This window comes from Streptomyces sp. NPDC005533, assembly GCF_042871845.1.
Taxonomy (GTDB): Bacteria; Actinomycetota; Actinomycetes; order Streptomycetales; family Streptomycetaceae; genus Streptomyces.
Window position 1 is genome coordinate 431,692 of the sequence record NZ_JBIAJH010000001.1, and the last position, 26,855, is coordinate 458,546.

The 26,855-nt window shown below is 71.3% G+C and carries 21 protein-coding genes; 14 read left to right on the forward strand and 7 right to left on the reverse strand.

Annotated elements, in window-relative coordinates; genetic code table 11:
* Nucleotides 1-38: 38 nt before the first annotated feature.
* Entirely contained in the window at nucleotides 39-995 is a 957-nt protein-coding gene (locus ACFYP3_RS01925) for a bifunctional riboflavin kinase/FAD synthetase (RefSeq protein ID WP_030708683.1), read from the forward strand.
* Between the two features lie 118 nt (nucleotides 996-1,113).
* Here the strand turns inward: ACFYP3_RS01925 and ACFYP3_RS01930 are convergent, their stop codons facing one another.
* The 3 genes from ACFYP3_RS01930 to eccE form a co-directional block, all read right to left on the reverse strand.
* The gene (locus ACFYP3_RS01930) at nucleotides 1,114-3,516 is read right to left on the reverse strand and encodes an SCO5717 family growth-regulating ATPase (protein WP_388825144.1); all 2,403 of its coding nucleotides are present in this window, start codon (nucleotides 3,514-3,516) and stop codon (nucleotides 1,114-1,116) included.
* A 107-nt stretch (nucleotides 3,517-3,623) separates the two neighbouring features.
* The gene (locus ACFYP3_RS01935) at nucleotides 3,624-4,322 is read right to left on the reverse strand and encodes a hypothetical protein (protein WP_351288767.1); all 699 of its coding nucleotides are present in this window, start codon (nucleotides 4,320-4,322) and stop codon (nucleotides 3,624-3,626) included.
* Complete coding sequence (eccE, locus tag ACFYP3_RS01940) at nucleotides 4,319-5,593, reverse strand: type VII secretion protein EccE (protein WP_388825147.1); 1,275 nt, start codon at nucleotides 5,591-5,593, stop codon at nucleotides 4,319-4,321. Before eccE ends, ACFYP3_RS01935 begins: the two co-directional genes overlap by 4 nt.
* A gap of 287 nt (nucleotides 5,594-5,880) precedes the next feature.
* Here eccE and eccB point away from each other — a divergent pair, with 287 nt between their 5' ends.
* The 4 genes from eccB (at nucleotide 5,881) to ACFYP3_RS01960 (ending at nucleotide 9,667) form a co-directional block, all read left to right on the forward strand.
* The gene (eccB, locus tag ACFYP3_RS01945) at nucleotides 5,881-7,467 is read left to right on the forward strand and encodes a type VII secretion protein EccB (protein WP_388825150.1); all 1,587 of its coding nucleotides are present in this window, start codon (nucleotides 5,881-5,883) and stop codon (nucleotides 7,465-7,467) included.
* An 11-nt stretch (nucleotides 7,468-7,478) separates the two neighbouring features.
* Nucleotides 7,479-8,747, forward strand: a complete 1,269-nt coding sequence (mycP, locus tag ACFYP3_RS01950) for a type VII secretion-associated serine protease mycosin (RefSeq protein ID WP_388825153.1) — start codon at nucleotides 7,479-7,481, stop codon at nucleotides 8,745-8,747.
* 217 nt (nucleotides 8,748-8,964) lie between these two features.
* Complete coding sequence (locus tag ACFYP3_RS01955; protein WP_388825156.1) at nucleotides 8,965-9,306, forward strand: hypothetical protein; 342 nt, start codon at nucleotides 8,965-8,967, stop codon at nucleotides 9,304-9,306.
* 49 nt (nucleotides 9,307-9,355) lie between these two features.
* Entirely contained in the window at nucleotides 9,356-9,667 is a 312-nt protein-coding gene (locus ACFYP3_RS01960; RefSeq protein WP_362859970.1) for a WXG100 family type VII secretion target, read from the forward strand.
* 105 nt (nucleotides 9,668-9,772) lie between these two features.
* On the opposite strand, the gene ACFYP3_RS01965 is transcribed toward ACFYP3_RS01960, so the two are convergent.
* Together ACFYP3_RS01965 and eccCa are read right to left on the reverse strand one after the other, a co-directional pair.
* Nucleotides 9,773-10,018, reverse strand: coding sequence for a DUF397 domain-containing protein (locus ACFYP3_RS01965; protein WP_030708695.1), 246 nt, complete (start codon nucleotides 10,016-10,018; stop codon nucleotides 9,773-9,775).
* 143 nt (nucleotides 10,019-10,161) lie between these two features.
* Nucleotides 10,162-14,118: a type VII secretion protein EccCa gene (gene eccCa / locus ACFYP3_RS01970; RefSeq protein ID WP_388825159.1), complete on the reverse strand. Its 3,957-nt coding sequence runs from the start codon at nucleotides 14,116-14,118 to the stop codon at nucleotides 10,162-10,164.
* Nucleotides 14,119-14,313: 195 nt separating this feature from the next.
* On the opposite strand from eccCa, the gene eccD reads away from it, so the two are divergent.
* The 6 genes from eccD to ACFYP3_RS02000 all read left to right on the forward strand — a co-directional run bounded on the left by eccD (nucleotide 14,314) and on the right by ACFYP3_RS02000 (nucleotide 21,453).
* Nucleotides 14,314-15,831, forward strand: a complete 1,518-nt coding sequence (eccD, locus tag ACFYP3_RS01975; protein WP_388825162.1) for a type VII secretion integral membrane protein EccD — start codon at nucleotides 14,314-14,316, stop codon at nucleotides 15,829-15,831.
* Between the two features lie 183 nt (nucleotides 15,832-16,014).
* Complete coding sequence (gene rpsO / locus ACFYP3_RS01980) at nucleotides 16,015-16,302, forward strand: 30S ribosomal protein S15 (protein ID WP_030011220.1); 288 nt, start codon at nucleotides 16,015-16,017, stop codon at nucleotides 16,300-16,302.
* 305 nt (nucleotides 16,303-16,607) lie between these two features.
* On the forward strand, nucleotides 16,608-18,839 hold the full coding sequence (locus ACFYP3_RS01985) for a polyribonucleotide nucleotidyltransferase (protein ID WP_388825246.1): 2,232 nt from the start codon (nucleotides 16,608-16,610) through the stop codon (nucleotides 18,837-18,839).
* Complete coding sequence (locus tag ACFYP3_RS01990) at nucleotides 18,836-20,215, forward strand: M16 family metallopeptidase (protein WP_388825165.1); 1,380 nt, start codon at nucleotides 18,836-18,838, stop codon at nucleotides 20,213-20,215. Before ACFYP3_RS01985 ends, ACFYP3_RS01990 begins: the two co-directional genes overlap by 4 nt.
* Before the next feature lie 25 nt (nucleotides 20,216-20,240).
* The gene (dapB, locus tag ACFYP3_RS01995; RefSeq protein ID WP_388825168.1) at nucleotides 20,241-20,993 is read left to right on the forward strand and encodes a 4-hydroxy-tetrahydrodipicolinate reductase; all 753 of its coding nucleotides are present in this window, start codon (nucleotides 20,241-20,243) and stop codon (nucleotides 20,991-20,993) included.
* Nucleotides 20,994-21,000: 7 nt separating this feature from the next.
* Nucleotides 21,001-21,453 (forward strand): hypothetical protein, encoded by a 453-nt coding sequence (locus tag ACFYP3_RS02000; RefSeq protein WP_388825171.1) that lies wholly within the window; start codon nucleotides 21,001-21,003, stop codon nucleotides 21,451-21,453.
* 36 nt (nucleotides 21,454-21,489) lie between these two features.
* On the opposite strand, the gene ACFYP3_RS02005 is transcribed toward ACFYP3_RS02000, so the two are convergent.
* Together ACFYP3_RS02005 and ACFYP3_RS02010 are read right to left on the reverse strand one after the other, a co-directional pair.
* The gene (locus ACFYP3_RS02005) at nucleotides 21,490-22,062 is read right to left on the reverse strand and encodes a hypothetical protein (protein WP_388825174.1); all 573 of its coding nucleotides are present in this window, start codon (nucleotides 22,060-22,062) and stop codon (nucleotides 21,490-21,492) included.
* 48 nt (nucleotides 22,063-22,110) lie between these two features.
* A complete protein-coding gene (locus tag ACFYP3_RS02010) occupies nucleotides 22,111-22,350 on the reverse strand; it encodes a hypothetical protein (protein WP_030708711.1) in 240 nt (79 codons plus the stop codon).
* A gap of 214 nt (nucleotides 22,351-22,564) precedes the next feature.
* Here ACFYP3_RS02010 and thyX point away from each other — a divergent pair, with 214 nt between their 5' ends.
* From thyX to ACFYP3_RS02025, 3 genes are all read left to right on the forward strand, one after another.
* Nucleotides 22,565-23,305 (forward strand): FAD-dependent thymidylate synthase, encoded by a 741-nt coding sequence (gene thyX / locus ACFYP3_RS02015; protein WP_030708713.1) that lies wholly within the window; start codon nucleotides 22,565-22,567, stop codon nucleotides 23,303-23,305.
* A gap of 229 nt (nucleotides 23,306-23,534) precedes the next feature.
* Nucleotides 23,535-24,434, forward strand: coding sequence for a 4-hydroxy-tetrahydrodipicolinate synthase (gene dapA / locus ACFYP3_RS02020; RefSeq protein WP_388825178.1), 900 nt, complete (start codon nucleotides 23,535-23,537; stop codon nucleotides 24,432-24,434).
* Nucleotides 24,435-24,554: 120 nt separating this feature from the next.
* Nucleotides 24,555-26,240: a ribonuclease J gene (locus tag ACFYP3_RS02025; RefSeq protein ID WP_388825181.1), complete on the forward strand. Its 1,686-nt coding sequence runs from the start codon at nucleotides 24,555-24,557 to the stop codon at nucleotides 26,238-26,240.
* Nucleotides 26,241-26,855 lie beyond the last annotated feature (615 nt).

Genomic DNA, 26,855 nt, shown 5'->3' on the forward strand with positions numbered 1-26,855 from the left:
TTCAAGGACCAACCGGGTTCGGGCGAGGAGCGGTCACAGTGCAGCGCTGGCGTGGCTTGGAGGACATCCCCCAGGACTGGGGACGCAGCGTCGTCACCATCGGCTCCTACGACGGCGTGCACCGGGGACATCAGCTGATCATCGGACGGGCCGTGTCCACGGCGCGCGCGCTCGGCGTCCCGTCCGTCGTGGTCACCTTCGACCCGCATCCGAGCGAGGTCGTCCGCCCCGGCAGCCACCCGCCGATCCTGGCCCCCTACGACCGGCGCGCCGAGCTGATGGCCGGGCTGGGCGTGGACGCGCTGCTGATCCTGCCGTTCACGGCGGAGTTCTCGCAGCTGTCCCCGGCCGACTTCATCGTGAAGGTGCTCGTCGACAAGCTGCACGCCCGGTCCGTCATCGAGGGCCCGAACTTCCGCTTCGGCCACCGGGCCGCCGGGAACGTCGACTTCCTGCGGGAGCTGGGCGCCACGTACGACTACGAGGTCGACGTCGTGGACCTGGTCGAGCGGGGCGCGGCGGGCGGCGGCGTGCCGTTCTCCTCGACGCTGGCGCGCAGGCTGGTCGCCGAGGGCGACATGGACGGCGCGGCCGAGATCCTGGGCCGCCCGCACCGGGTCGAGGGCGTGGTGGTGCGCGGTGCGCAGCGCGGGCGCGAGCTCGGCTACCCGACGGCGAACGTCGAGACGGCTCCGCACACCGCGATCCCGGCGGACGGGGTCTACGCGGGCTGGCTGACGGCGGACGGCGAGCGGATGCCGGCGGCGATCTCGGTGGGGACGAACGTGCAGTTCGATGCCACGGAGCGGACCGTCGAGGCGTACGCGATCGACCGGGTCGGGCTGGACCTGTACGGGAAGCACGTGGCCGTCGACTTCCTCGCGTACGTGCGGGGGATGGCGCGGTTCGAGTCGCTCGACGGGCTGCTGGAGGCGATCGCGGACGACGTGAAGCGGGCGCGGGTGCTGACGGACACGTACGACCTGCGCCGCTGACGGACGAACGGGCGAGGGCCCGTACTGCCCCGGGACGGATCCTTCTCGATCCGGTCCGGGGCGGTACGGGCCCTTCCTGTCGTGCGGCTTGTCCGGCCCCTGTACGGCCCCGCTCAGCTCAGCCGAGGCGCGGGTCGCGCGGGGGCTGCTGGGGGTGCGGCGGCTGCTGCTGTGGGGCCGGGGGCTGCTGCCAGGGCTGGCCGGGCTGCGGGTAGGGCTGACCGTAGGGCTGCGGCTGCTGCGGCGGCTGCTGGTACGGGGGCTGGCCGTACGGCTGCGGCTGCTGGTGCGGCTGCTGGGGCTGCGGCTGGTGGGGGTGGGGCTGCGGCTGGGGCTGCTGCGGTGCTCCCCAGTGGCCCTGCGCGGCCTGCTGCTGGGCCCGCAGGAAGTCCTCGGCCACGAGAGCGGAGAGGTTGAAGTACGCCTCGCGCGTCTTCGGCCGCATCATGTCGAGGTCCACCTCGGCGCCGGCCGCGAGGTGTTCGTCGAACGGCACCACGACGACACCGCGGCAGCGGGTCTCGAAGTGCTGCACGATGTCCTCGATTTTGATCATCTTGCTCGTCTCGCGGACCCCCGAGATGACGGTGAGGGAGCGGGAGACGAGGTCCGCGTACCCGTGCGCGGACAGCCAGTCGAGGGTGGTGCTCGCGCTGCTGGCGCCGTCGACGGACGGGGTCGAGATGATGATCAGCTGATCGGCCAGGTCCAGGACCCCGCGCATGGCGGAGTAGAGGAGGCCGGTGCCCGAGTCGGTGAGGATGATCGGGTACTGGCGGCCCAGCGTCTCTATGACGCGGCGGTAGTCCTCGTCGTTGAAGGTCGTCGAGACGGCCGGGTCCACGTCGTTGGCGATGATCTCCAGACCGGAGGGCGCCTGCGAGGTGAACCGGCGGATGTCCATGTACGAGTTCAGGTACGGGATCGCCTGGACCAGGTCGCGGATGGTGGCACCGGTCTCGCGGCGCACGCGGCGGCCGAGGGTACCGGCGTCGGGGTTCGCGTCGATGGCCAGGATCTTGTCCTGGCGCTCGGTGGCGAGGGTGGCGCCGAGCGCGGTGGTCGTCGTGGTCTTGCCGACGCCGCCCTTGAGGCTGATGACGGCGATGCGGTAGCAGGACATGACCGGGGTGCGGATCAGCTCCAGCTTGCGCTGGCGCTCCGCTTCGGCCGCCTTGCCGCCGAAGCGGAAGCGGCCGCCGGCGTTGCCGTTGTTCTTGGGCTTCTGCTTGTTGCGCAGCAGGCGGTCCGAGGACAGCTCGACCGCGGCGGTGTAGCCGAGCGGCGCTCCGCCGCCGGTCGGGCCGGCCGCGTAGCGCGGGTCGTGCGGCTGCGGCTGGGGCTGCGACGGCTGGTGCTGCTGGCCCGGTCCCGCGGCCCACTGGCCGGCGGAGCGGGGGTCGTACGGCTGCGGTTGCGGCTGCGGCTGCGGTTGCGGTTGCGGCTGCTGGTGCTGCGGGGCGGGTGCCGGCGCCGGCGGTTGGAACGGATAGGCGTCCTGCGTCGCGAACGCGGGCGGCAGCGACGGCAGTTCACCTTCCGGTCCTCCGAGCGGGGGCTCCCCGCCGGCCTGCGCCGGTGCCGGGGCGGGCTTCTGCTCGGCGGGAGGCAGCACGGGCACGCCGTCCGCGGGGGTGTCCCCCGGACCGGACCGACCACCGGACGCCGGAGCCTGCGCCGCCGCGTCGGGTGCCGGCCGGACGTCCTCGGCCGGAGCCGGTCCCGGAAGCCCGATCGGTGCCGGATCCGGGACGGGGGCCGCGAACGGCGCCGGGGCGTCGGGCGCGGGCCGCGCGTCCTCGATCGAGGCCGGAGCCTCGACGGATGCCGCGTCCGGGGTGGGAGCCGGGTACGACGGGGCCGCGTCGGCGGGAGCGCCGAACGGCGCGACGGGGGCCGGGGAGTCGGCAGCGGGCAGGGCGTTCTCGGCCGGGGCCTCGACGGGCGCCGGGGCCGGGTACGCCGGGAGCGCGTCGGCCGGAGCCGCCGCCTCGGCCGGGGACTCGGCGGGCGCCGGAGCCGGAGCCTCGACCGGAGCGGGAGCCTCGACAGGAGGCGGCACCGGAGCCGGGTACGGCGGGACGGCGTCGAGCGGAGCCGCCGCCTCGATCGGAGCCGGAGCCGGAACCGGGGTCGGTGCGGGGTACGGCGGGAAGGCGTCGAGCGGCGCCGGGGCGGACGCCTCGAACGGGCTCGGGCCCGGGGCCGCACGAGGGGGCTCGGCCGGCGTGGGCACCGGGAACGGGGCGGGCAGGCCCGCGCCGTCGGACGGGACCTGCGGCGCCGGCGGAGCGATCCGCATCGTCGAAGGTGACTCCACGTCCGCAGGGCGGTGCGGCTCGAAGCCGCTGCCCTCGGGGAGTCCCGGCACCTGCGCGGCGGGGGCCGCGCCCTGCGTGTACCAGGCCGGCGGGGTGTAGTCGATGGTGAACTCGCCCGTCAGCTCGGGCTCCGCGTCGGACTGATCGTCCGTCGGGACGTCCCACGTCCCGCCGCGCCTCTCGTTCCGATCGCCGCTCACTGGTCCTCCTGGTCTGTCGAACACCGGTCCGGCGTCCACCTCGCCGCGCCCGCACCCAGCCTAATCGCGCCCCGACACCACTGTCCGCCCCCCCTCAGGGGCCGTGGTCAGTCGATGCGCCGGGCTCCGCCGAGCAGGCCCGTCTCCGCTTCCGTGCCCTGGGTCATCACGAACTGCCGGTCCCGTGGCGTGCACCACAGCGTCACCCCGTCGCCCAGCGTCGGCAGCGAGGCCACCGCCTGCCGCGGCAGCTGCATCAGGCGGCCGATCTGCTCCGCCTCGTCCGGGGACACCCGCTGCACGCCCACCAGCGAGGACTGCTGGAGCAGTCGCGGCGCCGTCGGGCTCAGATACGGCAGCAGGGTCAGCACCGACTGCCACGGCCCTGCCACCACGCGCCCGCGCGGTGGCCGCATCCCGCAGTCGCGGACCACCAGGACCGGACTGCCCGCCGAGGCACCCTGCGGCGGCACCCGGCCCACCTCGTGCAGGGTCACGCACTGCTGCCCGCCGCCCGCCGCCTGGGCCAGCCCGGACCACACCTGGCCGCGCCCGGTCTCCACCGCCACCCGCGCGCCCGTGGCCGCCGCGCGCAGCGCCAGTACCTGCGCCGTCCACAGGCCGCCGATCAGCGTCACCTCGTACGGCGTCGGCCGGTTGATGCCGAGCACCGCCGGCCGCCCCTCGGCGTCCACGCCGATGACGACCCCGTCGTCCCCGACGGGCAGCGCCAGCGCGTCCAGGTCCGCCGAGGGCACCACGTGCCGTTCCCGTCGCGGGCCGACCAGCCCGAAACCGCCCCTCATCGTGCCCCTCCCAGCGGCAGCGAAGCCAGCAGCCCCGGCACCTGTTCCCGGTCGAGCCGGACCAGCCCGGCCTTCACGCCCCGAGCGGTCCTCTCCAACTCCCTGCGCGCGGCGACGAGTTCCTCGTCGCTGCGGCCGGTCACCCGTACGTGTCCGGTCAGGGTCACGCCCTGTCGCTCGGCCGGGGCGATCGTCAGGCTGAAGTTCGTGGCGAGCGCCGGCAGTGAGGTCAGCAGCGCCACGAACTGCGGCAGCGCCGCCGCTCCGGCACCACCCAGCTGCGGCCAGCGGCCTATCCAGTACGTCGTGTGCCGCCGGTCGTCGCAGCGCCAGGTCCGGGGGGTCTCCTCGGTGCGCCGCCCGGTGCTGGCCGACCGCCCGGCCTGGGTGATCGCCATCGGGTTGGCGCACGAGGACGTGGCCAGCGCCGCCGTCAGTTCCTGCTCGGTCAGCACGGTGGCCGTGAAACCGGCCCCGGCCAGCCGGCTCGCCAACTGGTCGGCCGCGCGCACCACGCACCGCTGCGCCCCCGCCAGCCCGCCGCCGCGCGCGGCGACGGCCTCGGGGCACAGCTCCGGGTCGAGCTTGAGGGCGATCCAGGTCAGGCGCACCGCCGGGGTCCCGGTCCGGGCCTGCAGCGGGGCGTAGTTGCGGGTGGCCATCGACTGGGCCGGCAGGTGCGGGGCCGGCGCCGGCTGGGTGTGCTGCACCAGCTGGGCGGACTCCAGCCGGATGCCGTCGACTTCGAGGATGTCCCGTACGAGGCCGAGGGGCAGCGGCCGCGCCGCCCGGTCGGGCCGCAGCGCGGTGGCGTCCGTGTCCACCTGGACGACGGCGGTCAGGAAGGTGCCGTCGCCGACCATCCCGACCGGACGCCGCTCGCGGTCGCTGAACGTCAGCGTGCGCAGCGCCGGATCGGCCTCGACCAGCGGGGCCAGCCCCGGCTCGGTGCCCGCGGGCACGACGAGGGAAGCGGCACGGCCGCGGCGCGCGCGCAGGGCGAGCGCGCCGCCGATCCATTCCGGCAGGGAGCGCTGGTGGCGGCGTACGACCGCGAGCACCACCAGCACGAGCGCCAGTGCGCCGGCGGGCACCAGCAGCATCGGTTCGACGACCCAGGCCACGAGCAGCGCGGCCGCCGCGACCTGGAGCAGTACGAGTTGTTGCAGTCGGAACGGACCGAAGCGGCCGGGGCTCGACTTCGGATGCGGTGTCACCCCGCCGCGGGCGGGTGCGGGCGCGCCGGTCTGCGGCTCCGTCGCGGTGGCCATCACGTGCGCACTTCCCCTTTCTCCCCCGGCTGCTGCCGGGGGGTGCCCCCAGGGCGAAATCCCCTGAGTCCGGGCGTTGCGCGACACCTGCCGCACGGCCCCGGAATCTCCCCAATCCACCTCAACAAGCCCTGAATACCCCGGTGCGGGAGGCGCTGAGCGGCTGCCTCACCCTACCCGGCCCGTGCATACCGTCGGTCAAGAGGCATAGTAGGTGCCCGGTCCGACAATCGAGGCCCGGGGACCGTACTCACCGGCCGGGCCGTGCGGGGGAGAAACAGGCGGTCATGGCATCACGACGTGATGAGCTCAACGCGTACACCTTTGCGAAGCGGCGCACGGTGGCCGCGTTCCTCCAGCCGTCCGCCACGGGCACCGAGGAGGGCGCGCCGCGCCCGCTGCGCGCGGTCCTGCCGGGCCTGGTCGTCGGCGCGCTCGTGCTCGCCACGTTCGGCGCCTGGGGCATGTTCAAGCCGACGGCGCCCAAGGGCTGGGCGGAGCCCGGGACGAGGGTCATCGTCGGCAAGGACTCGACGACCCGGTACGTGGTCCTGACCACGAAGGTCAACGGCAAGGACCAGACCCGGCTGCACCCGGTGCTGAACCTCGCCTCCGCCCGACTCCTGCTGGATCCGCAGAAGTTCAAGGTGATCCAGGTCGAGGACAAGGTGCTCGACGCGGGCAAGCCGCCGCGCGGCCCGATCATCGGCATCCAGTACGCCCCGGACCGGCTCCCGTCCAAGGAGGACGCCGGCAAGGCCAAGCGCTGGGCCGTCTGCCAGCAGCCCGGCGGCAACGGCCGCGGCGTGCAGACCGCCACCTTCGTCCTCGCCGACCGCGAGGCGGCCAAGACGGACGACGCCCGCAGGCTCACCGAGACCCAGTCGCTGTACGTGCAGAGCACCGGCCCGGGCAAGGAGCGCTACCTGGTCGACTGGACCGGGACGAAGTACAAGTTCCCGGAGGGCACGCCCGCCGCCGGGACGATGACCAACGCGCTGGTCGGCACCGGCGCCACCCCGCAGCAGGTCACCCCCGAATGGCTCGGGACCCTCAACTCCGGCGACGACCTGGCCTTCCCGCCGCTCCCCGGCAGGGCCGGCGCCAACGCCGACGTCAAGGGCCTGGTCACCGCCGACAACAAGGTCGGCATGGTGCTCAAGGCGCAGACCGGCTCCGGCGCACAGCACTACGTGGTGCTCCCCGGGAAGGTGGCACCGGTCTCCGACTTCGTCGCCTGGCTGCTGATCTCGGCGCCCGCGACCGACGGCCTCAACATGCACGGCAAGCCCCGCGAGGTCGACCTCCAGTCGCTCAGCCCGGACGCCACCCCGTTCGCCGGCGACGTCAAGTGGCCGCGGGAGAAGTCCGACCGCATCAACCAGACGGCGCCGGCCGCCGGCACCCAGACGGGCGGCGGCTCCAACAACCGCGACACCGTCTGCAACGTCCTGCGCTCCGTCGACGGGCAGGGCAACCAGACCCTGAGCACCTGGGCGGGCACCGGCTTCCCCGTCGACATCACCGCCAGCGGCACCAGCGCGTACGTCACCCCGGGCTCGGGACTGCTCTACACGCAGGTCCAGGGCAAGCAGACCACGGCCGGCGGCCTCCTCTTCCTGGTCACCGACACCGGTCTGCGGTACGCCGTCCAGGCCAACGGCGACAGCGACGCCGAGAAGTCGAAGATCGGCGCGCCCGACCCGCAGGCGAAGGGGGGCACCACCGACGGCCGCCCCGAGGCCAGCCAGGCACAGGTCCGCCTCGGCTACGGAAGCATCACTCCGGCCATGGTGCCCATCGCCTGGTCGGAGTTCCTCTCCAAGGGCCCCCGCCTGGACACCAACTCAGCCCGTCAGCCGCAGGGTTCGTGAGGAAGCCGCCGATGTCCCACCCCCAGACGCCCCGGAGCGCGCTCCTCGCCACCACCGCCGCCTTCGCCCTCGCCCTGGTCTGCGGCGGCGCGGGCGCGGCCACGGCCCACGCAGCCGGAGCGCCGGCGCCGCGGCCTCCGTACGCCCTGCGCCCGGACGGGGCGGGGGAGTGCACCTTCCCCATGAAGAAGCAGATCGCGGACCGCCCCTGGGCCTTGCAGCGGCTGCTGCTCGACGAGCTCTGGGCGCAGACCAAGGGCAAGGACAAGAACAACGCCAGTGTCCGCGTCGCCGTCATCGACACCGGCGTGGACCGGGCGAACCCGCAGCTCAGCGGGGCCCTCGACACCGGCGCGGGCAAGGACTTCGTCGATCCCAAGGGCGGCGACGGCACGAGCGACACGGTCGGTCACGGTACGAAGGTCGCCGGGCTGATCGCGGCCCGCCCGCAGGAGGGCACCGGCTTCGTCGGCCTGGCCCCGGAGGCCACGATCATCCCCATCCGGCAGAACGACGGGCAGGGCAAGGGCAACGCCCTGTCGCTGAGCCAGGCGATCGACCACGCGGTCGCCAAGGGCGCCCAAGTGATCAACATCTCCCAGGACACCGACGCCCAGCTGTCCCCGGACTCCGAGCTCGGCAAGTCGGTCCAGAAGGCCATCGCCGCGAACGTCGTGGTGGTGGCCTCGGCCGGCAACGACGGCATGACCGGCGAGAAGCGCAAGACCTACCCGGCGGCCTTCCCCGGCGTGCTCGCCGTCGCCGCCTCGGACCGCAACAACGAGCGCGCCGCGTTCTCCCAGCCCGGCGACTTCATCGGGGTGGCGGCGCCCGGCGTCGACATGGTGTCCACCGTCCCGGGTTTCGGCCAGTGCATCGACAACGGCACCAGTTTCTCCGCCCCCTACGTCGCCGGGGTCGCCGCCCTGCTCCGCGCCGAACACGCGGACTGGTCCGCGCAGCAGATCGTCTGGCAGATCCAGAACACCGCCGAGCGCTCCATCAACGGCCATGACGACTACGTCGGTTGGGGAGTCGTCGACCCCGTGCGGGCGCTCAGCCAGGACCAGGAGGCCCCCAAGGCCCCCGTTCCGGACCCCGGACCGCCTCCGGCGGCGGCCCCCGAGGCGGCGGCCCTCCAGCTCACCGAGACGGCCCAGGAGCGGCAGGAGCGGCACGGCACGTACGCTCTCGGCATCGGCGCCGTCCTCATCGCCGTCATCGCGGGCACCGCGACGGTCATCCGGGACGCACGAGCCCGCCGCCGCCGTTTGCAGTGAACGGTCACAGTTCATCAACGGAAGCGGCCCACCGGTGTTGGGACTGGGCGCCGAACTGGCTAGAGTGACACCAGGCTTCACGAGTGTGATCGGGGGATCGCGTGAAGCGGAGGGGGAAGGCCCGAGCGCGCGTGGCTGAAAAACCGCGCCGGGGCCGCATCCGCTCCGCCGCGCAATCCGCCGGTTCTGCCGGCGAATTGAGAAGTGAGGAGCTTCGATGAGCACGAACACCTTCGGACTTGCGGACGATCCGGTCGTCAAGGCGAAGAACAAGATCGAGGAGACGGCCAACGCCGTCACCAGGCAGGCCCGCGAGCTCGCCGACATCCTCGCGACCGTGAGCGCCGGCTGGACCGGTGTGGGTGCCTCCGGGTTCATCTCCGCCCAGACCACGGTCAACGACGACCACGACGAGATCCGCCGTCTGCTCGGCGTCCTGCACAACGCGGTGGCGCAGACCAAGAACCTCAGCAACGCACAGGACGACGAGGTGCGCGCCGCGTTCAAGGCTGTCCAGTCGAGTGGCGGAGGCAACAACTCCGGCCTCAACAGCATCTGACACCAGCGTCGTTCACGAGTTACCGCAGCGCAGCGAGAAGGAGAAGAACATGTCGGGCGGCAATGACGGACACACCAAGGTCCGGTATGAAACGGTCCAGCAGATGGCGGACCGCATCCGGGTCGTCTCCGGGCACATCGTCCAGGACCTGAAGGACATGGAGTCGGCCCTGAAGGTCGTCACCGACACCTGGGACGGTGACGCGCACAAGGAGTACGTCGTCCTCCAGGGGAAGTACAAGGCCAAGGCCGACCACATGCAGAAGACGCTGGAGCAGGTCGCCCGCCTCATCGAGCAGGGCAAGGGCGACTACCGCGCCACCGACGTGAAGGCCTCGCGCCTGTTCACCGAGGCCTACTGAGCCCGGTGGCGCGGCCGGCACCGCCGGCACGTCTTCCCGCACGCGCCGAAGGGGCGCGCCCGCACCGGGCGCGCCCCTTCGGCGCGTCGTCGCACTCCCGTCCCGTCAGGGGCGGTGCCGGTCGAGGTCGAACTCGCCGTCCCTGGCGCCGAGGACGAACGCCTCCCACTCGGCGGCGGTGTAGCGCAGCACCGTGTCCCGGTCCAGCGAGGACCGCATCGCGACCGCGCCCTCGGGAAGCCGGGCGATCTCGACCCGCTCCTCGTCCGGGCTGGTCCCGGGCGGCCCCTCCCACTCCACACCGCTGATGTCCAGCGCGTACAGCTCGTCCTTCTCCTGCTGGGTGCCCATAGGAGGCCTTTCCCTCGGTGGCGCGGTCTTCACCGCCGATTATCGGGGCTGCGCCGCCGGCCGGGACCGGTTTCCACCGGATGCCCGCGCCCGGGCCCCCGTGACCGGCGCCCGGGGCGGCCGGCCACGGGGGCCCCGGGGACTCACGTGGTGCCCGGCATCCGGCCGAGCTGGACCAGCGAGGTACCCCGCCTGCGCGAGGAGAAGTACGCCCGGCCCGGCGGCAGCGGACGCGGCCGTACGTTGCCGACCAGGTCGCCCTCGGACGGGTCGCCGGACAGGACGAGGCCCTGCGCGCCCAGCTCCTTGATCCGCTGCATGAACGGCTCGTACAGCGAACGCGAGGCACCCGCCGAGTTGCGCGCGATGATGAAGCGGACACCCGTGTCCCGGGCGAAGGGCAGGAACTCCACCAGCGGCGCCAGCGGATTGCCCTGGCTGGTGGAGACCAGGTCGTAGTCGTCGATGACGATGAACACGTCCGGACCCGTCCACCAGCTGCGGTCGCGCAGCTGCTGCGGGGTGACGTCGGTCGGCGGCTGCCGCCGCGAGAACACCCCGCCCAGCGCCTCCATGTGCATCTGCAGGGAGCTCGCCATCGGCGCGTACTCCAGCAGGTGCTCCTCCGGCAGCGCCCCGAGCAGGCTGCGCCGGTAGTCGCCCACGACCAGGCGCGCCTGGTCCGGCGTGTAGCGCTCGGAGATCTGCTTCGCGATGAGCCGCAGCAGGTTCGTCTTGCCCGACTCGCTCTCGCCGAACACGAGGAGGAAGGGGTCGGACTCGAAGTCGACGAAGACCGGCTCCAGGTCGTTCTCGTCGATGCCGATCGCGATCCCGCGGCCGGGGAACTCCCCGCCCTTGGGCAGCTGGTCCGAGTGGAGCAGCCGCGGCAGCAGCCGCACCCCCGGAGCCGCCTGGCCCGACCAGTTCTGCTTCACCGCCTCCACGAAGGCCGCCGTGGCCTCCGACAGGTCTCCGGCCTCGTGCGAGCCGTCGATCCGCGGCAGCGCGCCCAGGAAGTGCAGCTTCTCCGCCACCTGACCGCGGCCCGGCATCCCCGCGGGGACGTTCGCCGCGACCTTGCGGTCGAACTCGGAGTCCATCGTGTCGCCGAGGCGCAGCTCCAGCCGGCTGAGCATCTGGTCCTTGAGCGCGGCCCGCACCTCCATGTACCGGGCCGCGGTGATCACCACGTGGATGCCGTAGCCCAGACCGCGGGAGGCGATGTCCGTGACGATCTGCTCCAGGCCCTCGTACTCGCCCCGGAAGTTGCCCCAGCCGTCGACGACCAGGAACACGTCGCCCCACGGCTCGCCGGGCAGGTCGCCGGCGGCCCGCCGCCGCCGGTAGGTGCCGATCGAGTCGATGTTGTTCGCGCGGAAGAACTCCTCGCGGCGGTTGAGGATGCCCCCGACCTCCGCGACCGTACGCCGTACCCGCTCCGGGTCCAGACGCGAGGCGATCCCGCCCACGTGCGGCAGCTCGGCCACCGCCGACAGGCTGCCACCACCGAAGTCCAGCCCGTAGAACTGCACTTCGCGCGGGGTGTGGGTGAGCGCGAAGGAGGAGATCAGCGTCCGCATCAGCGTCGACTTGCCCGACTGCGGACCGCCGACGACCATCATGTGGCCCGCCGCCCCCGAGAAGTCCCGGTACAGCACCTCGCGCCGCTGCTCGAAGGGCTTGTCGATGAGGCCGAGCGGCACCACGAGCCCGCCGGGCCGCGTGTAGCCGTCCGCGTGCAGCCCGCGCTCCGCGCTCGGCGCCAGCGCCGGCAGCAGCTGGTCCAGCGGCGGGGCCTGGTCGAGCGGCGGCAGCCACACCTGGTGCGCCGGCACCCCCTGCCCCTCCAGCCGGCTCACGATCACGTCCAGCACGGTGTCGGCGAGCGCGTCGTCCTCCCGCGGCGTTGGCGCCGCCAGGTACGCCGGATCCGGGGCCGCGTACACCACCGGCACCGGAGCCGCCGTGAACAGCGCGGGCCGCCGCTCCACCGGGAACAGCCCCACCGACAGGTCGGGGCCGCCCGAGCGGTAGGTACCCGACACGTACGCCGCCTTGAAGCGGGTCATCTCGTCCGTACCGAACTTCAGGTAGCCCGAACCGGGCACCGACGGCAGGTGGTAGGCGTCCGGCACGCCGATCGCGGTCCGCGACTCCGCCGCCGAGAAGGTCCGCAGACCGATCCGGTACGACAGGTACGTGTCGAGGCCGCGCAGCTTGCCCTCCTCCAGGCGCTGCGAGGCCAGCAGCAGGTGCACACCCAGCGACCGGCCGATGCGGCCGATCTGGATGAACATGTCGATGAAGTCCGGCTTCGCCGTCAGCAGCTCGCTGAACTCGTCGATGACCAGAACCAACGAAGCCAGCGGCTCCAGCGGGGCGCCGGCCGCGCGGGCCTTCTCGTAGTCGTGGATGTTGGCGTAGTTGCCCGCCGAACGCAGCAGCTCCTGACGGCGCTGCAGCTCACCGCGGATCGAGTCGCCCATGCGGTCCACGAGCGTGAGGTCGTCCGCCAGGTTGGTGATCACGGCCGCGACGTGCGGCATCTGCCCCATGCCCGTGAAGGTCGCACCGCCCTTGAAGTCGGCGAGCACGAAGTTCAGCGTCTCCGACGTGTGCGTGACCGCCAGACCCAGCACCAGCGTGCGCAGCAGCTCCGACTTGCCCGAACCCGTCGCGCCCACGCACAGGCCGTGCGGGCCCATGCCCTCCTGCGCGGCCTCCTTCAGGTCCAGCATGACCGGCGCGCCGTCCTCGCCGACACCGATCGGCACGCGCAGCCGCTCACCCGCCGACCTCGGCCGCCAGGTCCGCGCCACGTCCACCGCGGCCGCGTCGCCCAGGTTCAGCAGGTCCGTGAAGTCCAGATTGGCGAGCAGCGGCTCGTCGTCGTCCCCGCCACCCGTGCGCAGCGGCGCCAACTGCCGGGCCAGCGCCTCCGCCGCGGGCAGCGACAAGGTGTCCGGGACGCCCTCGTACGCGACCCCCGCGCCCGACTCCAGGCGCAGCCGGCCCGGCCGCACCACGACCGACAGCCCGCCGCGCGGCTCGTCCAGCTCGCCCGCCACCACCTCGACGATGGTCACGCCCTGCAGCCCCTCGGCCGCCGCGAACACCGAGTCCGGCGGCACCAGGCCCCCGTCCAGCACGACCACCAGGTGCGGCTGGTCCAGGACCGGCGACACGTCACGGCTGAACCGCGGCCGTCCCTCCAGCCGGGCCCCCAGCAGTCCCTCCAGCTCGGCGAGGTCGTCGCCGAACAGCCGCTTCGTACCGGCCCCGTCGACCTGCCCCGGGAGCTGCGTGTGCGGCAGCCACTTCGTCCAGTCCCACGAGGGCACCGCACCCGGCGCGGCCACCACGGCCACCATCAGGTCCTCGGGGGAGTGCAGCGTCGCCAGCTGGGCGACCATCGCCCGCGCCGTACTGCGCGCGGAGTCCGGCTCCCCGGACACCGTCACGTGGTAGAACGCCCGGATCGACAGCGCCACCGGCAGCCCGTCCAGCGTGGAGTGCACCTTCAGGAAGCGCTGCATCGCGCCCGCGGTCAGCGGCTCCAGCTCGTCCACCGGCGCCGTCTCCGGCGCCACCAGCGTGGTCGCCAGCCGCTGCGCGCCCAGCCCCAGCCGGGCCTGCCCGAAGTCCGGGTCGCCGACGCGCCGCTCCCACAGCCGCGAACCCTCCGCCACGACCGACCACAACTGCTCGGGCGCCGGGTGCAGATACAGCTGCGCGTCACGCTGCGCCCGCGCGGTCCGCCGCACCTGACGGCGCGTCTGCGCAAGGTATTTGAGGTAGTCGCGGCGCACATCGGCCATTTGCCCCTGCGTACCGCGCCGGTGGCGCACCAGCTGGGCGACGACCATGCCGACGGTCGACACGAGCATCAGCACACCCATGATGCGCATGAACGGTGCCGCGCCCGGCATGAAGAAGAAGACGACGGAAGAGCCCATGCCGAGCATCGGCAGGAGCTGCATCAGCATGCCCTCCTGCTGCCCGCGCGGAAGTTCGGGCGGAGCTTCCAGCCTCAGCTCGTCCGAGGGAACCTCGGGCGGCAGGGACCGCGGCGGGCGTTTGACGACGATCTGGCTCACCGGAGCATCAATCCCTCGAAAACGGACGGGACGTCATAACCGGCGCCCCCAAGTCCCGGGCGCGAAGGGGGTTCCCCCACGCGACGGTGATCCTACTTGCCGACAGTAGGGCAGACGCCCGGTAGGGTGGCGCGCGCAGTATGCGCATCCGCGAATCGTCCGCCGGTGCGGGCACCAACCAGGGGGGTCACACAGGTGAGTACGGCCGCAACGACGGGCTTCTGCAGGGTCACCGTCGTGGCTCCTGACAGCCGGATCGACGTCGCCCTCCCCGAGGACATCGCCGTCGCCGACGTCTATCCCGAGCTGCTGCGCCTCACCGGCCAGACCCAGCCCGTGGGCGCCCCGACCGGATTCCACCTCGTACGCCGCTCCGGCACCGTCCTCGACGGCGCCCGCACCCTCGCCGCCCAGCAGATCCTCGACGGCGAGGTGCTGAGCCTGCGCCCCTTCGCCGAGTCCCTGCCGCTGGCCGTGTTCGACGACGTCTCCGACGCCGTCGCCTCCGCCGTCGTCCGTGACCGGCACCGGTGGAGCGACGACATGCTGCGCGGCGCGGGCCTGGCCGGCGCCGCCGTCCTGCTCGTCATGCTCGGCTTCGTCCTCTGGTACGCCGACCCCGTCCGCCACGACATGCACGGCCTGCCCGGGATCATCGCCGGCGCCGTCGGCGTCCTGCTCACCGGCGTGGCCGGGGTCCGGGCCCGCGTCTACCGCGACCGCCTCTCCGCCGTGGCCCTCGGCCTCGGCGCCCTCCCGCACCTGCTGATCGCCGGATCCGGGATCATCGCCCCGGCCGTCGGCGACGGCCCCGGCCGGCTCCAGTTCCTGCTCGGCTGCGTCTGCGTCCTGGTCGCCTCCGTCGCCCTGGTCGCGCTCACCCCCAGCGGCGACGCCCCCTTCGTCGCGGCCACCTTCGTCGCCGCCACCGGCACCCTCGCCACCTTCGTCGCCATCGCCACCGAGGCCTCCGCGACCTACACCGCCGCGGCCTGCGCCCCCGTCGCCATCGGCCTCGTCGCCTTCCTCCCCGGCCTCTCCGCCCGCTTCGCCCGGCTGCCCATCGGCTACGCCGCCCCGCAGAGCGCCACCGACGAGTACGTCGACCACGCGGGGACCCCGGACCGCTACGAGACCGAGCCGTACGGTGACCAGCCCGGCTCCGACCAGCCCGAGCAGGGCGCCCCGCTCGACGCCGAGGCCATCGCCGCCCAGGCCCGCCGCGGCCACGAGATGCTCCTCGGCCTGGTCGGCGGCTGCGCCGCCGTCGCCGTCGCGTCCGCCGCCGTCCTCGGCTTCTCCGACAACACCTGGGGCCGGCTGCTGGCCCTGGCCACCGGCCTCGCGATGCTGCTGCGCGCCCGCCTCTTCCGTTACACCTCGCAGGTCGTGTGCGCCCTCGCCGCCGGCCTGGCCGCCGTCGCGCTGCTGATCCTCGGCATGGCCCTGCACCCGCCGACCGACCTGATCGAGGCCCTGGTCGTCGAGCAGGACAGCAGCGGGCTGGACCTCCGTACGATCTGGCTGACCGCCGCCGTCGCCGCCGGCGCGGCCCTCCTCGCCGGAATCGCGCTTGTCATCCCGCGCAAGGGTCTGTCACCCTTTTGGGGAAGGCTGCTCGACCTCACCGAGGCGGCGGTCCTGCTCAGCCTGGTCCCCCTGACCCTGGCCGTGCTGGACGTTTACTCCCGGGCCCGCGCTCTCACCAGCTGAGACGCCGCGTCCCGGCAGCCTGGTACGCTGTGTGACGGCCGTTTGTGTACGCGTCCCCCGGATCCCTTCGCAAGGGTCTGTGGACTGCGCTCAGCGGACCCCGCCTCCCGAGTTACGGAAGCTCCCCAGAGACTCAGACCTGGGGCACTCGGTGGCAACGAAGACCTAAAACGAGGAGTACGCGTGCCGCTCGACGCCGCTACGAAGAAGCAGATCATCACCGAGTTCGGTGCCAAGGAGGGCGACACCGGCTCCCCCGAGGTCCAGGTTGCGATGCTCTCCCGCCGCATCTCGGACCTGACCGAGCACCTCAAGACGCACAAGCACGACCACCACTCCCGTCGTGGTCTGCTGATCCTGGTCGGCCAGCGTCGCCGCCTGCTGCAGTACCTGGCCAAGAAGGACATCCAGCGCTTCCGTACGCTGGTCGAGCGCCTCGGCATCCGCCGCGGTGCGGCCGGCGCCAAGTAACACGCCGTGGAGGGAGCGGTTCCCACATCAGGGGGCCGCTCCCTTTGCTGTACGTGCGCACCGGACCGGACCCTTTGTAGTCTGGAACGGACGCACGTGCGCGTCTGAGGAAGACGCGCACAACTGAAGAGGAGGAGCGCCCTCCCACGCCGCCGGTCCTCGGTAGTGGCACCCGGAATGCCCCCAGGGGGCAACGAACCGGATGCTTCGATCGAAGACCGGCCCGCACGCCAGGAGCGCTTCTCCGCAACCGTCCACCGCCACACGGGCGGCGGACGGAGACGACGAAAATGGAGAAAACGCTAGTGGAGAACGAGACCCACTACGCCGAGGCCGTCATTGACAACGGTTCCTTCGGCACCCGCACCATCCGCTTCGAGACGGGCCGTCTGGCCCGCCAGGCCGCCGGCTCCGCCGTTGCCTACCTGGACGACGACACGATGGTGCTGTCCGCCACCACCGCGTCGAAGAAGCCCAAGGACCAGCTCGACTTCTTCCCCCTGACGGTGGACGTCGAGGAGCGGCAGTACGCGGCCGGCAAGATCCCCGGCTCCTTCTTCCGCCGTGAGGGCCGCCCCTCCGAGGACGCGATCCTCACCTGCCGCCTGATCGACCGCCCGCTGCGCCCGTCCTTCAAGAAGGGCCTGCGCAACGAGATCCAGGTCGTCGCCACGATCATGGCGCTCAACCCCGACCACCTGTACGACGTCGTCGCGATCAACGCCGCGTCCGCGTCCACGCAGCTGGCCGGCCTGCCCTTCTCCGGCCCGATCGGCGGCGTCCGCGTCGCGCTGATCCGCGGCCAGTGGGTGGCCTTCCCGACGCACACCGAGCTCGAGGACGCCGTCTTCGACATGGTCGTCGCGGGCCGCGTCCTGGACGACGGCGACGTCGCGATCATGATGGTCGAGGCCGAGGCCACCGAGAAGACCATCGCCCTCGTCAAGGGCGGCGCCCAGGCGCCGACCGAGGAGATCGTCGCCGCGGGTCTCGACGCCGCGAAGCCGTTCATCAAGGTCCTCTGCAAGGCCCAGGCCGACCTGGCCGCCAAGGCCGCGAAGCCCGAGGGCGAGTTCCCGGTCTTCCTGGACTACCAGGACGACGTGTACGAGGCCCTCGCGGCCGCCGTCAAGGGCGACCTCTCCCAGGCGCTGACCATCGCGGGCAAGCAGGAGCGCGAGGCCGAGCTGGACCGCGTCAAGGAGATCGCCGCCGAGAAGCTCCTCCCGGCCTTCGAGGGCCGCGAGAAGGAGATCTCCGCCGCCTACCGCAGCCTGACCAAGGCCCTGGTGCGCGAGCGCGTCATCAAGGACAAGGTCCGCATCGACGGCCGCGGGATCACGGACATCCGTACCCTCGCCGCCGAGGTCGAGGCCATCCCGCGCGTGCACGGCTCGGCGCTGTTCGAGCGTGGCGAGACCCAGATCCTGGGCGTCACCACCCTCAACATGCTCCGCATGGAGCAGCAGCTGGACACCCTCTCCCCGGTGACCCGCAAGCGCTACATGCACAACTACAACTTCCCGCCGTACTCCGTCGGTGAGACCGGCCGCGTCGGTTCGCCGAAGCGCCGCGAGATCGGCCACGGCGCGCTCGCCGAGCGCGCGATCGTGCCGGTCCTCCCGACCCGCGAGGAGTTCCCGTACGCGATCCGTCAGGTGTCCGAGGCCCTCGGCTCCAACGGTTCGACGTCCATGGGCTCGGTCTGCGCCTCCACCATGTCGCTGCTGAACGCCGGTGTGCCCCTCAAGGCCCCCGTCGCCGGTATCGCCATGGGCCTGATCTCCCAGGAGATCGACGGCAAGACCCACTACGTCGCCCTCACCGACATCCTCGGTGCGGAGGACGCCTTCGGCGACATGGACTTCAAGGTCGCCGGCACCAAGGAGTTCGTCACCGCGCTCCAGCTGGACACCAAGCTCGACGGCATCCCGGCCTCGGTCCTGGCCGCCGCCCTCAAGCAGGCCCGCGACGCCCGCCTCCACATCCTCGACGTGATGATGGAAGCGATCGACACGCCGGACGCCATGTCCCCGTTCGCGCCGCGGATCATCACCGTCAAGATCCCGGTGGACAAGATCGGTGAGGTCATCGGGCCCAAGGGCAAGATGATCAACCAGATCCAGGAGGACACCGGCGCCGAGATCACGATCGAGGACGACGGCACCATCTACATCGGTGCCGCCGACGGCCCGGCCGCCGAGGCCGCCCGCGCCACGATCAACTCGATCGCCAACCCGACCATGCCGGAGGTCGGCGAGCGCTACCTGGGTACGGTCGTCAAGACCACCACCTTCGGTGCCTTCGTCTCCCTGCTCCCGGGCAAGGACGGCCTGCTGCACATCTCGCAGATCCGCAAGCTCGCCGGTGGCAAGCGCGTGGAGAACGTCGAGGACGTGCTCGCGGTCGGCTCCAAGGTCCAGGTGGAGATCGCCGAGATCGACCAGCGCGGCAAGCTCTCCCTGATCCCCGTGATCGACGGCGAATCCGCAGGTGACGCCGACAATGACGCTGACAAGGACGACTCCGACAAGTGATGTCGCGTAGTTCCCGTGTGACGGCCCGCCCCTCTTCGGAGGGGCGGGCCGTCGCCCGTACCCAAACCCTCCTCAAGGGCCAGAACGGCATCGGCACCGTCCGGCGCACGGTCCTGCCCGGCGGACTGCGCGTCGTCACCGAGACGCTGCCCTCCGTCCGGTCCGCCACCTTCGGCATCTGGGCGCACGTCGGCTCCCGTGACGAGACGCCCACGCTGAACGGCGCCACGCACTACCTGGAGCACCTCCTCTTCAAGGGCACCGCCAAGCGCACCGCCCTCGACATCTCCTCCGCGATCGACGCGGTCGGCGGCGAGATGAACGCCTTCACGGCGAAGGAGTACACCTGCTACTACGCCCGGGTGCTCGACACCGACCTGCCGCTCGCCATCGACGTGGTGTGCGACATGCTCACCGGCTCGCTGATCCGCGAGGAGGACGTCGACGCCGAGCGCGGCGTCATCCTCGAAGAGATCGCGATGACTGAGGACGACCCGGGCGACATGGTCCACGACCTGTTCGCGCAGACCATGTACGGGGACACGCCCCTGGGCCGTCCCGTCCTCGGCACCGTCGACACCATCAACGCCCTGGGCGCCGACCGGATCCGCCGCTTCTACAAGAAGCACTACGACCCGACGCACCTCGTGGTGGCCGCCGCCGGCAACGTCGACCACAACAAGGTCGTGCGCCAGGTCCGCGCCGCCTTCGAGAAGGCGGGCGCCCTCGGCCGCACCGACGCCGAGCCGATCGGCCCGCGCAGCGGCGCCAAGCGCCTGCGCACCGCCGGCCGCGTCGAGCTGGTGAACCGCAAGACCGAGCAGGCCCACGTGGTCCTCGGCATGCCGGGCATTGCCCGCACCGACGAGCGCCGCTGGGCGCTCGGTGTGCTGAACACCGCCCTCGGCGGCGGCATGTCCTCGCGGCTCTTCCAGGAGGTCCGGGAGAAGCGCGGCCTCGCCTACAGCGTGTACTCGTACACCTCGGCCTTCGCCGACACCGGCCTCTTCGGCGTGTACGCGGGCTGCCGGCCCAACCAGGTCCACGACGTGCTCCGGATCTGCCGCGACGAGCTCGACAAGGTCGCGCACGACGGGCTCGACGACGAGGAGATCAAGCGGGCCATCGGCCAGCTGTCCGGCTCCACCGTCCTCGGCCTGGAGGACACCGGCGCCCTCATGAACCGGATCGGCAAGAGCGAGCTGTGCTGGGGCGACCAGATGTCGGTCGACGACATGCTGGCCCGGATCGCCGCGGTGACCCCGGACGACGTCCGCTCGGTCGCACAGGATGTACTGGCCCAGCGCCCCTCGCTCGCGGTGATCGGCCCGCTGAAGGAGAAGCAGGCCGCCCGTCTCGACGAAGCGGTCGCCTAGTTCCGTACGTGAGTAAGGAAGCAACATGAGCAAGCTGCGCGTGGCAGTCCTCGGCGCCAAGGGCCGCATCGGCGCCGAGGCGGTCAAGGCGGTCGAGGCCGCCGACGACATGGAGCTGGTGGCCGCCCTCGGCCGCGGCGACAAGCTGGAGACGCTGGCCGAGGCCGGCGCCCAGGTCGCGGTCGAGCTGACCACCCCGGCCTCGGTGATGGGGAACCTGGACTTCCTCATCCGCCACGGCATCCACGGAGTGGTCGGCACCACCGGCTGGACCGAGGACCGCCTCGCCCAGCTGAACACCTGGCTCGCCGGCTCCCCGGAGACCGGTGTGCTCATCGCCCCGAACTTCTCCATCGGCGCCGTCCTGACGATGAAGTTCGCCGCCCAGGCCGCGCGCTACTTCGAGTCCGTCGAGGTCGTCGAGCTGCACCACCCCGACAAGGTCGACGCCCCCTCCGGTACGGCGACCCGCACGGCGCAGCTCATCGCGGCGGCCCGCGCCGAGGCCGGTCTCGGCGCGCAGCCCGACGCCACCGCCACGGCCCTCGACGGGGCCCGCGGCGCGGACGTCGACGGCGTCCCGGTGCACGCCGTCCGCCTGCGCGGACTGCTGGCCCACCAGGAGGTGCTCCTCGGCGGTGAGGGCGAGACCCTGACCATCCGTCACGACTCCCTGCACCACAGCAGCTTCATGCCGGGCATCCTGCTCGGCGCGCGCCGCGTGACGCAGACCCCGGGCCTCACCTTCGGCCTGGAACACTTCCTCGACCTGGGCTGAGTTCACCATGCGCGCGAAGATCACGTACTTCCTCACGGCCGCCGTCCTGGTCGTCTACTTCGTCCTGGTCGGCAGCCGGGGCCTGATGCTGATCGGGCACGGCACCTGGCTCACCGTCACCTTCGGTGTGGCCGTGCTGATCCTGCCCGTCATCGGCGTCTGGTTCCTCTGGAAGAACACGCAGTTCGTCACCCGCGCCAACCAGCTCGCCGGCGAGCTGGAGGCCGAGGGCGCTCTGCCCGTCGACGAGCTGGAGCGGGACGCGTACGGGCGGATCCTGCGGGATTCGGCCGACGAGGTCTTCGCGCGCCGCAAGGCCGAGACCGAGGACGCGCCGGGGGACTGGCGCAGCTGGTTCCGGCTCGCCGTCGCCTACCACGACGCCCGGGACACCCCCAGGGCGCGCAAGGCCATGCAGCGGGCGATCGCCCTGCACGACAAGAAGCCCGTACAGGTCTGACACCTGTACGGGCTTCCCGGGGCGCGCCGCGGCGGATCAGGCGGCCACGGGCCGGTACTCGTCGGCCCAGGCGGCCACCGTGTCGGCCGCCCGGTCGAAGGCCTCGGCCCGCGACAGGAAGTCGGCGTTGTGGTCGGTCAGCAGCACCGGCGCCGCGAACTGCGCGCCGCCGTGCCCGGACATCGTCAGCGCTTGCCCCTGCACGGTCCTCGGCAGTCCGAGCCAGCGCACCGGCTGCTGCACGGTACGGAGCTCGGCGATCTCGCTCCACTTGACCGTCCGGGTCACGAGGAACCCCACCCGGCGCAGCCCCGCACGGCTCACCCACACGCCCACGCGCAGCGTCTGCACCGCCGACGCCACGACGACGAGGGCGGCCGCCAGGCACACGCCGGCTCCGCCCCACGCACCCGCGAACGTGATGATCATCGTGGCGAGCAGCATGAAGGCGGACAGCAGGAGCAGCAGCGCGGAGATGGCCACGCGCCAGGGGCCGGGGCGGTAGGGCCGGCGCCAGCGGTCGTGGTCGGCATGGGCCAGGACATCGTCGCCGTCGCCGTCGTCATCCACATCGGATACGCCGTCGGCCGTCAGGAAGGGCAGGGGCACGGCTGGACCTCACTCACATGCACGTTCGGTTGGGCTGTGCCCGTGAGGCTACCGCCCCTCGGACGCCTCCGACTGCTGCGACTTCTCCGGTGCCTTGCTCGGCTGCAGCGCGGGCATACCGAAGAGCAGTGAGCCGGCGAGCCCCGCAACCACGGTCAGTCCGACCAGACTACGGGCGGCCATCTGGGTCCGGCTCAGACGCTCGCGCGGCGGCGGAGTGACGTTGCTTCGGAAACGATCGGCCTCGGAGACGAAAGCGAACGGGACGGCTTCGCGCCGGAGGAACATCAGAGCGAATCTCCTCGGGATGGAATGGGTGTGCGGTCTCCCAGGTAGGACGAACGAACCGGTCAATCGGTGCCGGATTTCGGGACATTCACCAGATTTCATGGCTGTGCGTCAGCTGTGGGGGGTCCGCCGTGCGCGTGCGTCTGCGCGAGGACCCGCGGGGGGCGCCGTAGAGTGGGCGCGCCCCAGGAACGCACGTTTGGAAGGACCCCCGGTGAGCGAGACCGCCGCTTCAGATCTGAAACCCAGCTTCCGCAGTGACGTGACGGTGGAGCTGGTGAAGCACTCCGCAGCCGACTCCGACGTGCTGTGGGCCGCGCGCGTCTCCACCGCCGGCGAGCAGTCCCTGGAGGAGCTGCAGAAGGACCCGGAGCGCTCCAAGGGCCTGATCAACTACCTGATGCGGGACCGCCACGGCAGCCCCTTCGAGCACAACTCGATGACCTTCTTCATCAGCGCGCCGATCTTCGTCTTCCGCGAGTTCATGCGCCACCGCGTGGGCTGGTCGTACAACGAGGAATCGGGCCGCTACAGGGAGCTGGAGCCGGTCTTCTACGTCCCGGACGCGGAGCGCAAGCTGGTCCAGGAGGGCCGCCCGGGCAAGTACGTCTTCGTGGAGGGCACCCGGGCGCAGCAGGAGCTGACCGGCCGTGTCATGGAGGACTCCTACGTGCGGGCCTACGAGGCCTACCAGGAGATGCTCGCGGCGGGCGTGGCCCGGGAGGTTGCCCGTTCGGTCCTGCCGGTCGGTCTTTTCTCCTCGATGTACGCCACCTGCAACGCGCGCTCGCTCATGCACTTCCTCGGCCTGCGCACGCAGCACGAGCTCGCGGCGGTGCCGTCCTTCCCGCAGCGGGAGATCGAGATGGTCGGCGAGAAGATGGAGCAGCACTGGGCGAAGCTCATGCCGCTCACGTACGCGGCCTACAACGGCAACGGGCGCGTTGCCCCGTAAGGCCCGTTGCTCCTGCGGCGTACAGATGTGCTGCGTCAAGTCCTAAGTGTCCGTATTGCGACGTTTCGTAAACTTCATCTAGGCTGATCAAACGGACCCGGCACTGCTTGAACCCCCGAGCAGGCAGTGCCGGCGTCCAACAGCTCCGCCCGGCCGCCGCCGGACGGCACACCCCGTTGACGTCCCCCGAGGGGACACCGCGAGCATGGCAGCGAGTAGCGTGTTACCCATGGCTCCGATCTCGACTCCGCAGACCCCCTTCGGGCGGGTCCTCACCGCCATGATCACGCCGTTCACGGCGGATGGCGCACTCGACCTCGACGGCGCGCAGCAGCTCGCCGTCCACCTGGTGGACGCAGGCAACGACGGCCTGATCATCAACGGCACCACCGGTGAGTCGCCGACCACCACCGACGCGGAGAAAAACGACCTCGTACGAGCCGTCCTCGAAGCCGTCGGAGACCGCGCCCACGTGGTCGCCGGCATCGGTACCAACGACACCCGCCACACCCTGGAACTGGCCCGCCAGGCCGAGCGCACCGGCGCCCACGGCCTGCTCGCCGTCACCCCGTACTACAGCAAGCCGCCGCAGGAGGGCCTCTACCGGCACTTCACGGCCATCGCCGACGCCACCGAGCTGCCGGTCATGCTCTACGACATCCCCGGCCGCAGTGGTGTCCCGATCGAGACGGAAACTCTCGTACGGCTGGCCGAGCACCCCCGTATCGTTGCCAACAAGGACGCCAAGGGCGACCTCGGCCGCGCCGGCTGGGCCATCGCCCGGAGCGGCCTGGCCTGGTACTCGGGCGACGACATGCTGAACCTGCCGCTCCTGTCGATCGGCGCGGTCGGCTTCGTCTCCGTGGTCGGCCACGTGGTCACCCCCGAACTGCGCGCCATGCTGGAGGCCCACCTGGGCGGAGACGTCCAGAAGGCCGCGGAGATCCACCAGAAGCTGCTCCCGGTCTTCACGGGCATGTTCCGCACCCAGGGCGTGATGACGACCAAGGGCGCGCTGAACCTGCAGGGCCTGCCCGCGGGCCCGCTCCGGCTGCCGCTGATCGAACTGACCGCCGAAGAGACGGCGCAGCTCAAGATCGATCTTGCCGCCGGCGGGGTACAGCTCTGACAACAGACTTCACAACCGAATAAGCAACACGAACAAATACAGACAGACACAGCAAGTGCACGAATGACATGCACGCCACGTGCCTTCCGGGTACGTGGCGTGCGTGGTGAGGAGACACTTTTGAGCCATCCGCATCCGGAACTCGGTCCGCCGCCGAAGCTGCCCAAGGGCGGCCTCAGAGTCACCCCCCTGGGTGGTCTCGGCGAGATCGGCCGCAACATGACCGTCTTCGAGTTCGACGGTCGCCTGCTGATCGTCGACTGCGGCGTCCTCTTCCCCGAAGAGGAGCAGCCGGGCATCGACCTGATCCTGCCGGACTTCTCGTCCATCAGGGACCGCCTCGACGACATCGAGGGCATCGTCCTCACGCACGGTCACGAGGACCACATCGGCGCCGTCCCCTACCTCCTCCGGGAGAAGCCGGACATCCCGCTGATCGGCTCCAAGCTGACGCTGGCCCTCATCGAGGCGAAGCTGCAGGAGCACCGCATCCGCCCCTACACCCTTGAGGTGAAGGAAGGCGAGCGCGAGGCCCTGGGCCCCTTCGACTGCGAGTTCATCGCGGTCAACCACTCCATCCCCGACGCCTTGGCCGTCGCGATCCGGACCCCCGCGGGCCTGGTCGTCGCCACCGGCGACTTCAAGATGGACCAGCTCCCGCTGGACAAGCGCCTCACGGACCTGCACGCTTTCGCGCGCCTGAGCGAAGAGGGCATCGACCTCCTCCTCTCGGACTCGACGAACGCCGAGGTCCCGGGCTTCGTCCCGCCCGAGCGCGAGATCTCCAACGTCCTGCGGAACGTCTTCGCGAACGCCCACAACCGGATCATCGTGGCCAGCTTCGCCAGCCACGTGCACCGCATCCAGCAGATCCTCGACGCCGCCCACGAGTACGGCCGCCGCGTCGCCTTCGTCGGCCGCTCGATGGTCCGCAACATGGGCATCGCCCGCGACCTCGGCTACCTGAAGGTCCCGGCCGGTCTCGTCGTGGACGTCAAGACCCTCGACGACCTGCCGGCCCACGAGGTCGTCCTCGTCTGCACGGGTTCCCAGGGTGAGCCGATGGCGGCCCTGTCCCGCATGGCCAACCGCGACCACCAGATCCGGATCGTCCCCGGCGACACCGTGATCCTGGCGTCGTCCCTGATCCCGGGCAACGAGAACGCGGTCTACCGCGTGATCAACGGCCTGACCCGCTGGGGCGCCAACGTCGTGCACAAGGGCAACGCCAAGGTGCACGTCTCGGGCCACGCCTCGGCCGGCGAGCTGCTGTACTTCTACAACATCTGCAAGCCGCGGAACCTGATGCCGGTCCACGGCGAATGGCGCCACCTGCGCGCCAACGCCGAGCTCGGTGCCATGACGGGCGTCCCGAAGGACCGCATCGTCATCGCCGAGGACGGCGTGGTCGTCGACCTGATCGACGGCAAGGCCCGGATCTCCGGCAAGGTCCAGGCCGGCTACGTCTACGTGGACGGCCTCTCGGTCGGCGACGTCACGGAAGTCCACCTCAAGGACCGCAAGATCCTCGGTGACGAGGGCATCATCTCGGTCTACGTCGTGGTCGACAGCAGCACCGGCAAGGTCGTCAGCGGCCCGAACATCCAGGCCCGCGGCTCCGGCATCGACGACTCTGCCTTCGGAACGGTCATCCCGAAGATCGAGGAGGCCATCGCCCGCGCCGCGGCCGACGGCGTCGCCGAGCCGCACCAGATCCAGCAGCTGATCCGCCGCACGATGGGCAAGTGGGTCTCGGACGGCTACCGCCGCAGGCCGATGATCCTCCCGGTCGTCGTCGAGGTCTGACCCTCGCCGTAACGCCGGAACGGGAGCGGGGCAACCGGATTTGCATCCGGGGGCCCCGCTCCAGTACGTTTACGTCTCCACCTCGCACGAAGCCCGGGCACACACGTGTGTCCGGACGGTCCGCGCGAGCGGGTGTGAATCCAGACCAGGGAGACCTGATAAAGTCTGATCCGCCCGAAAGGGAAAGGCCCTCCGAAGGCCATTGGAATTCGAATCCAGCCGGAAACTTCCGGAAAGAATCTGATAGAGTCGGAATCGCCGGAAAGGGAAAGCGCGAAAGCGCCGGAACTGGAAAGCATCGAGGAAGTCGGACACGAAAGAGTCTGATAGAGTCGGAAACGCAAGAACACAGCAACAAAACAGAACGAAAGCCCGGAGGAAAGCCCGAGAGGGTGAGTACAAAGGAAGCGTCCGTTCCTTGAGAACTCAACAGCGTGCCAAAAATCAACGCCAGAAGTTGATACCCCGTCCACTTCGGTGGATGAGGTTCCTTTGAAAAAGACCTGTCGGGCCTTCGGGTACTGGCAGGCAACAAACACAGCGAGGACGCAGTGGTCAGTCGGTCATATTCCGACATGACTGGCCCGCTCTAAGTGCGTGTGCACCCGATTACGG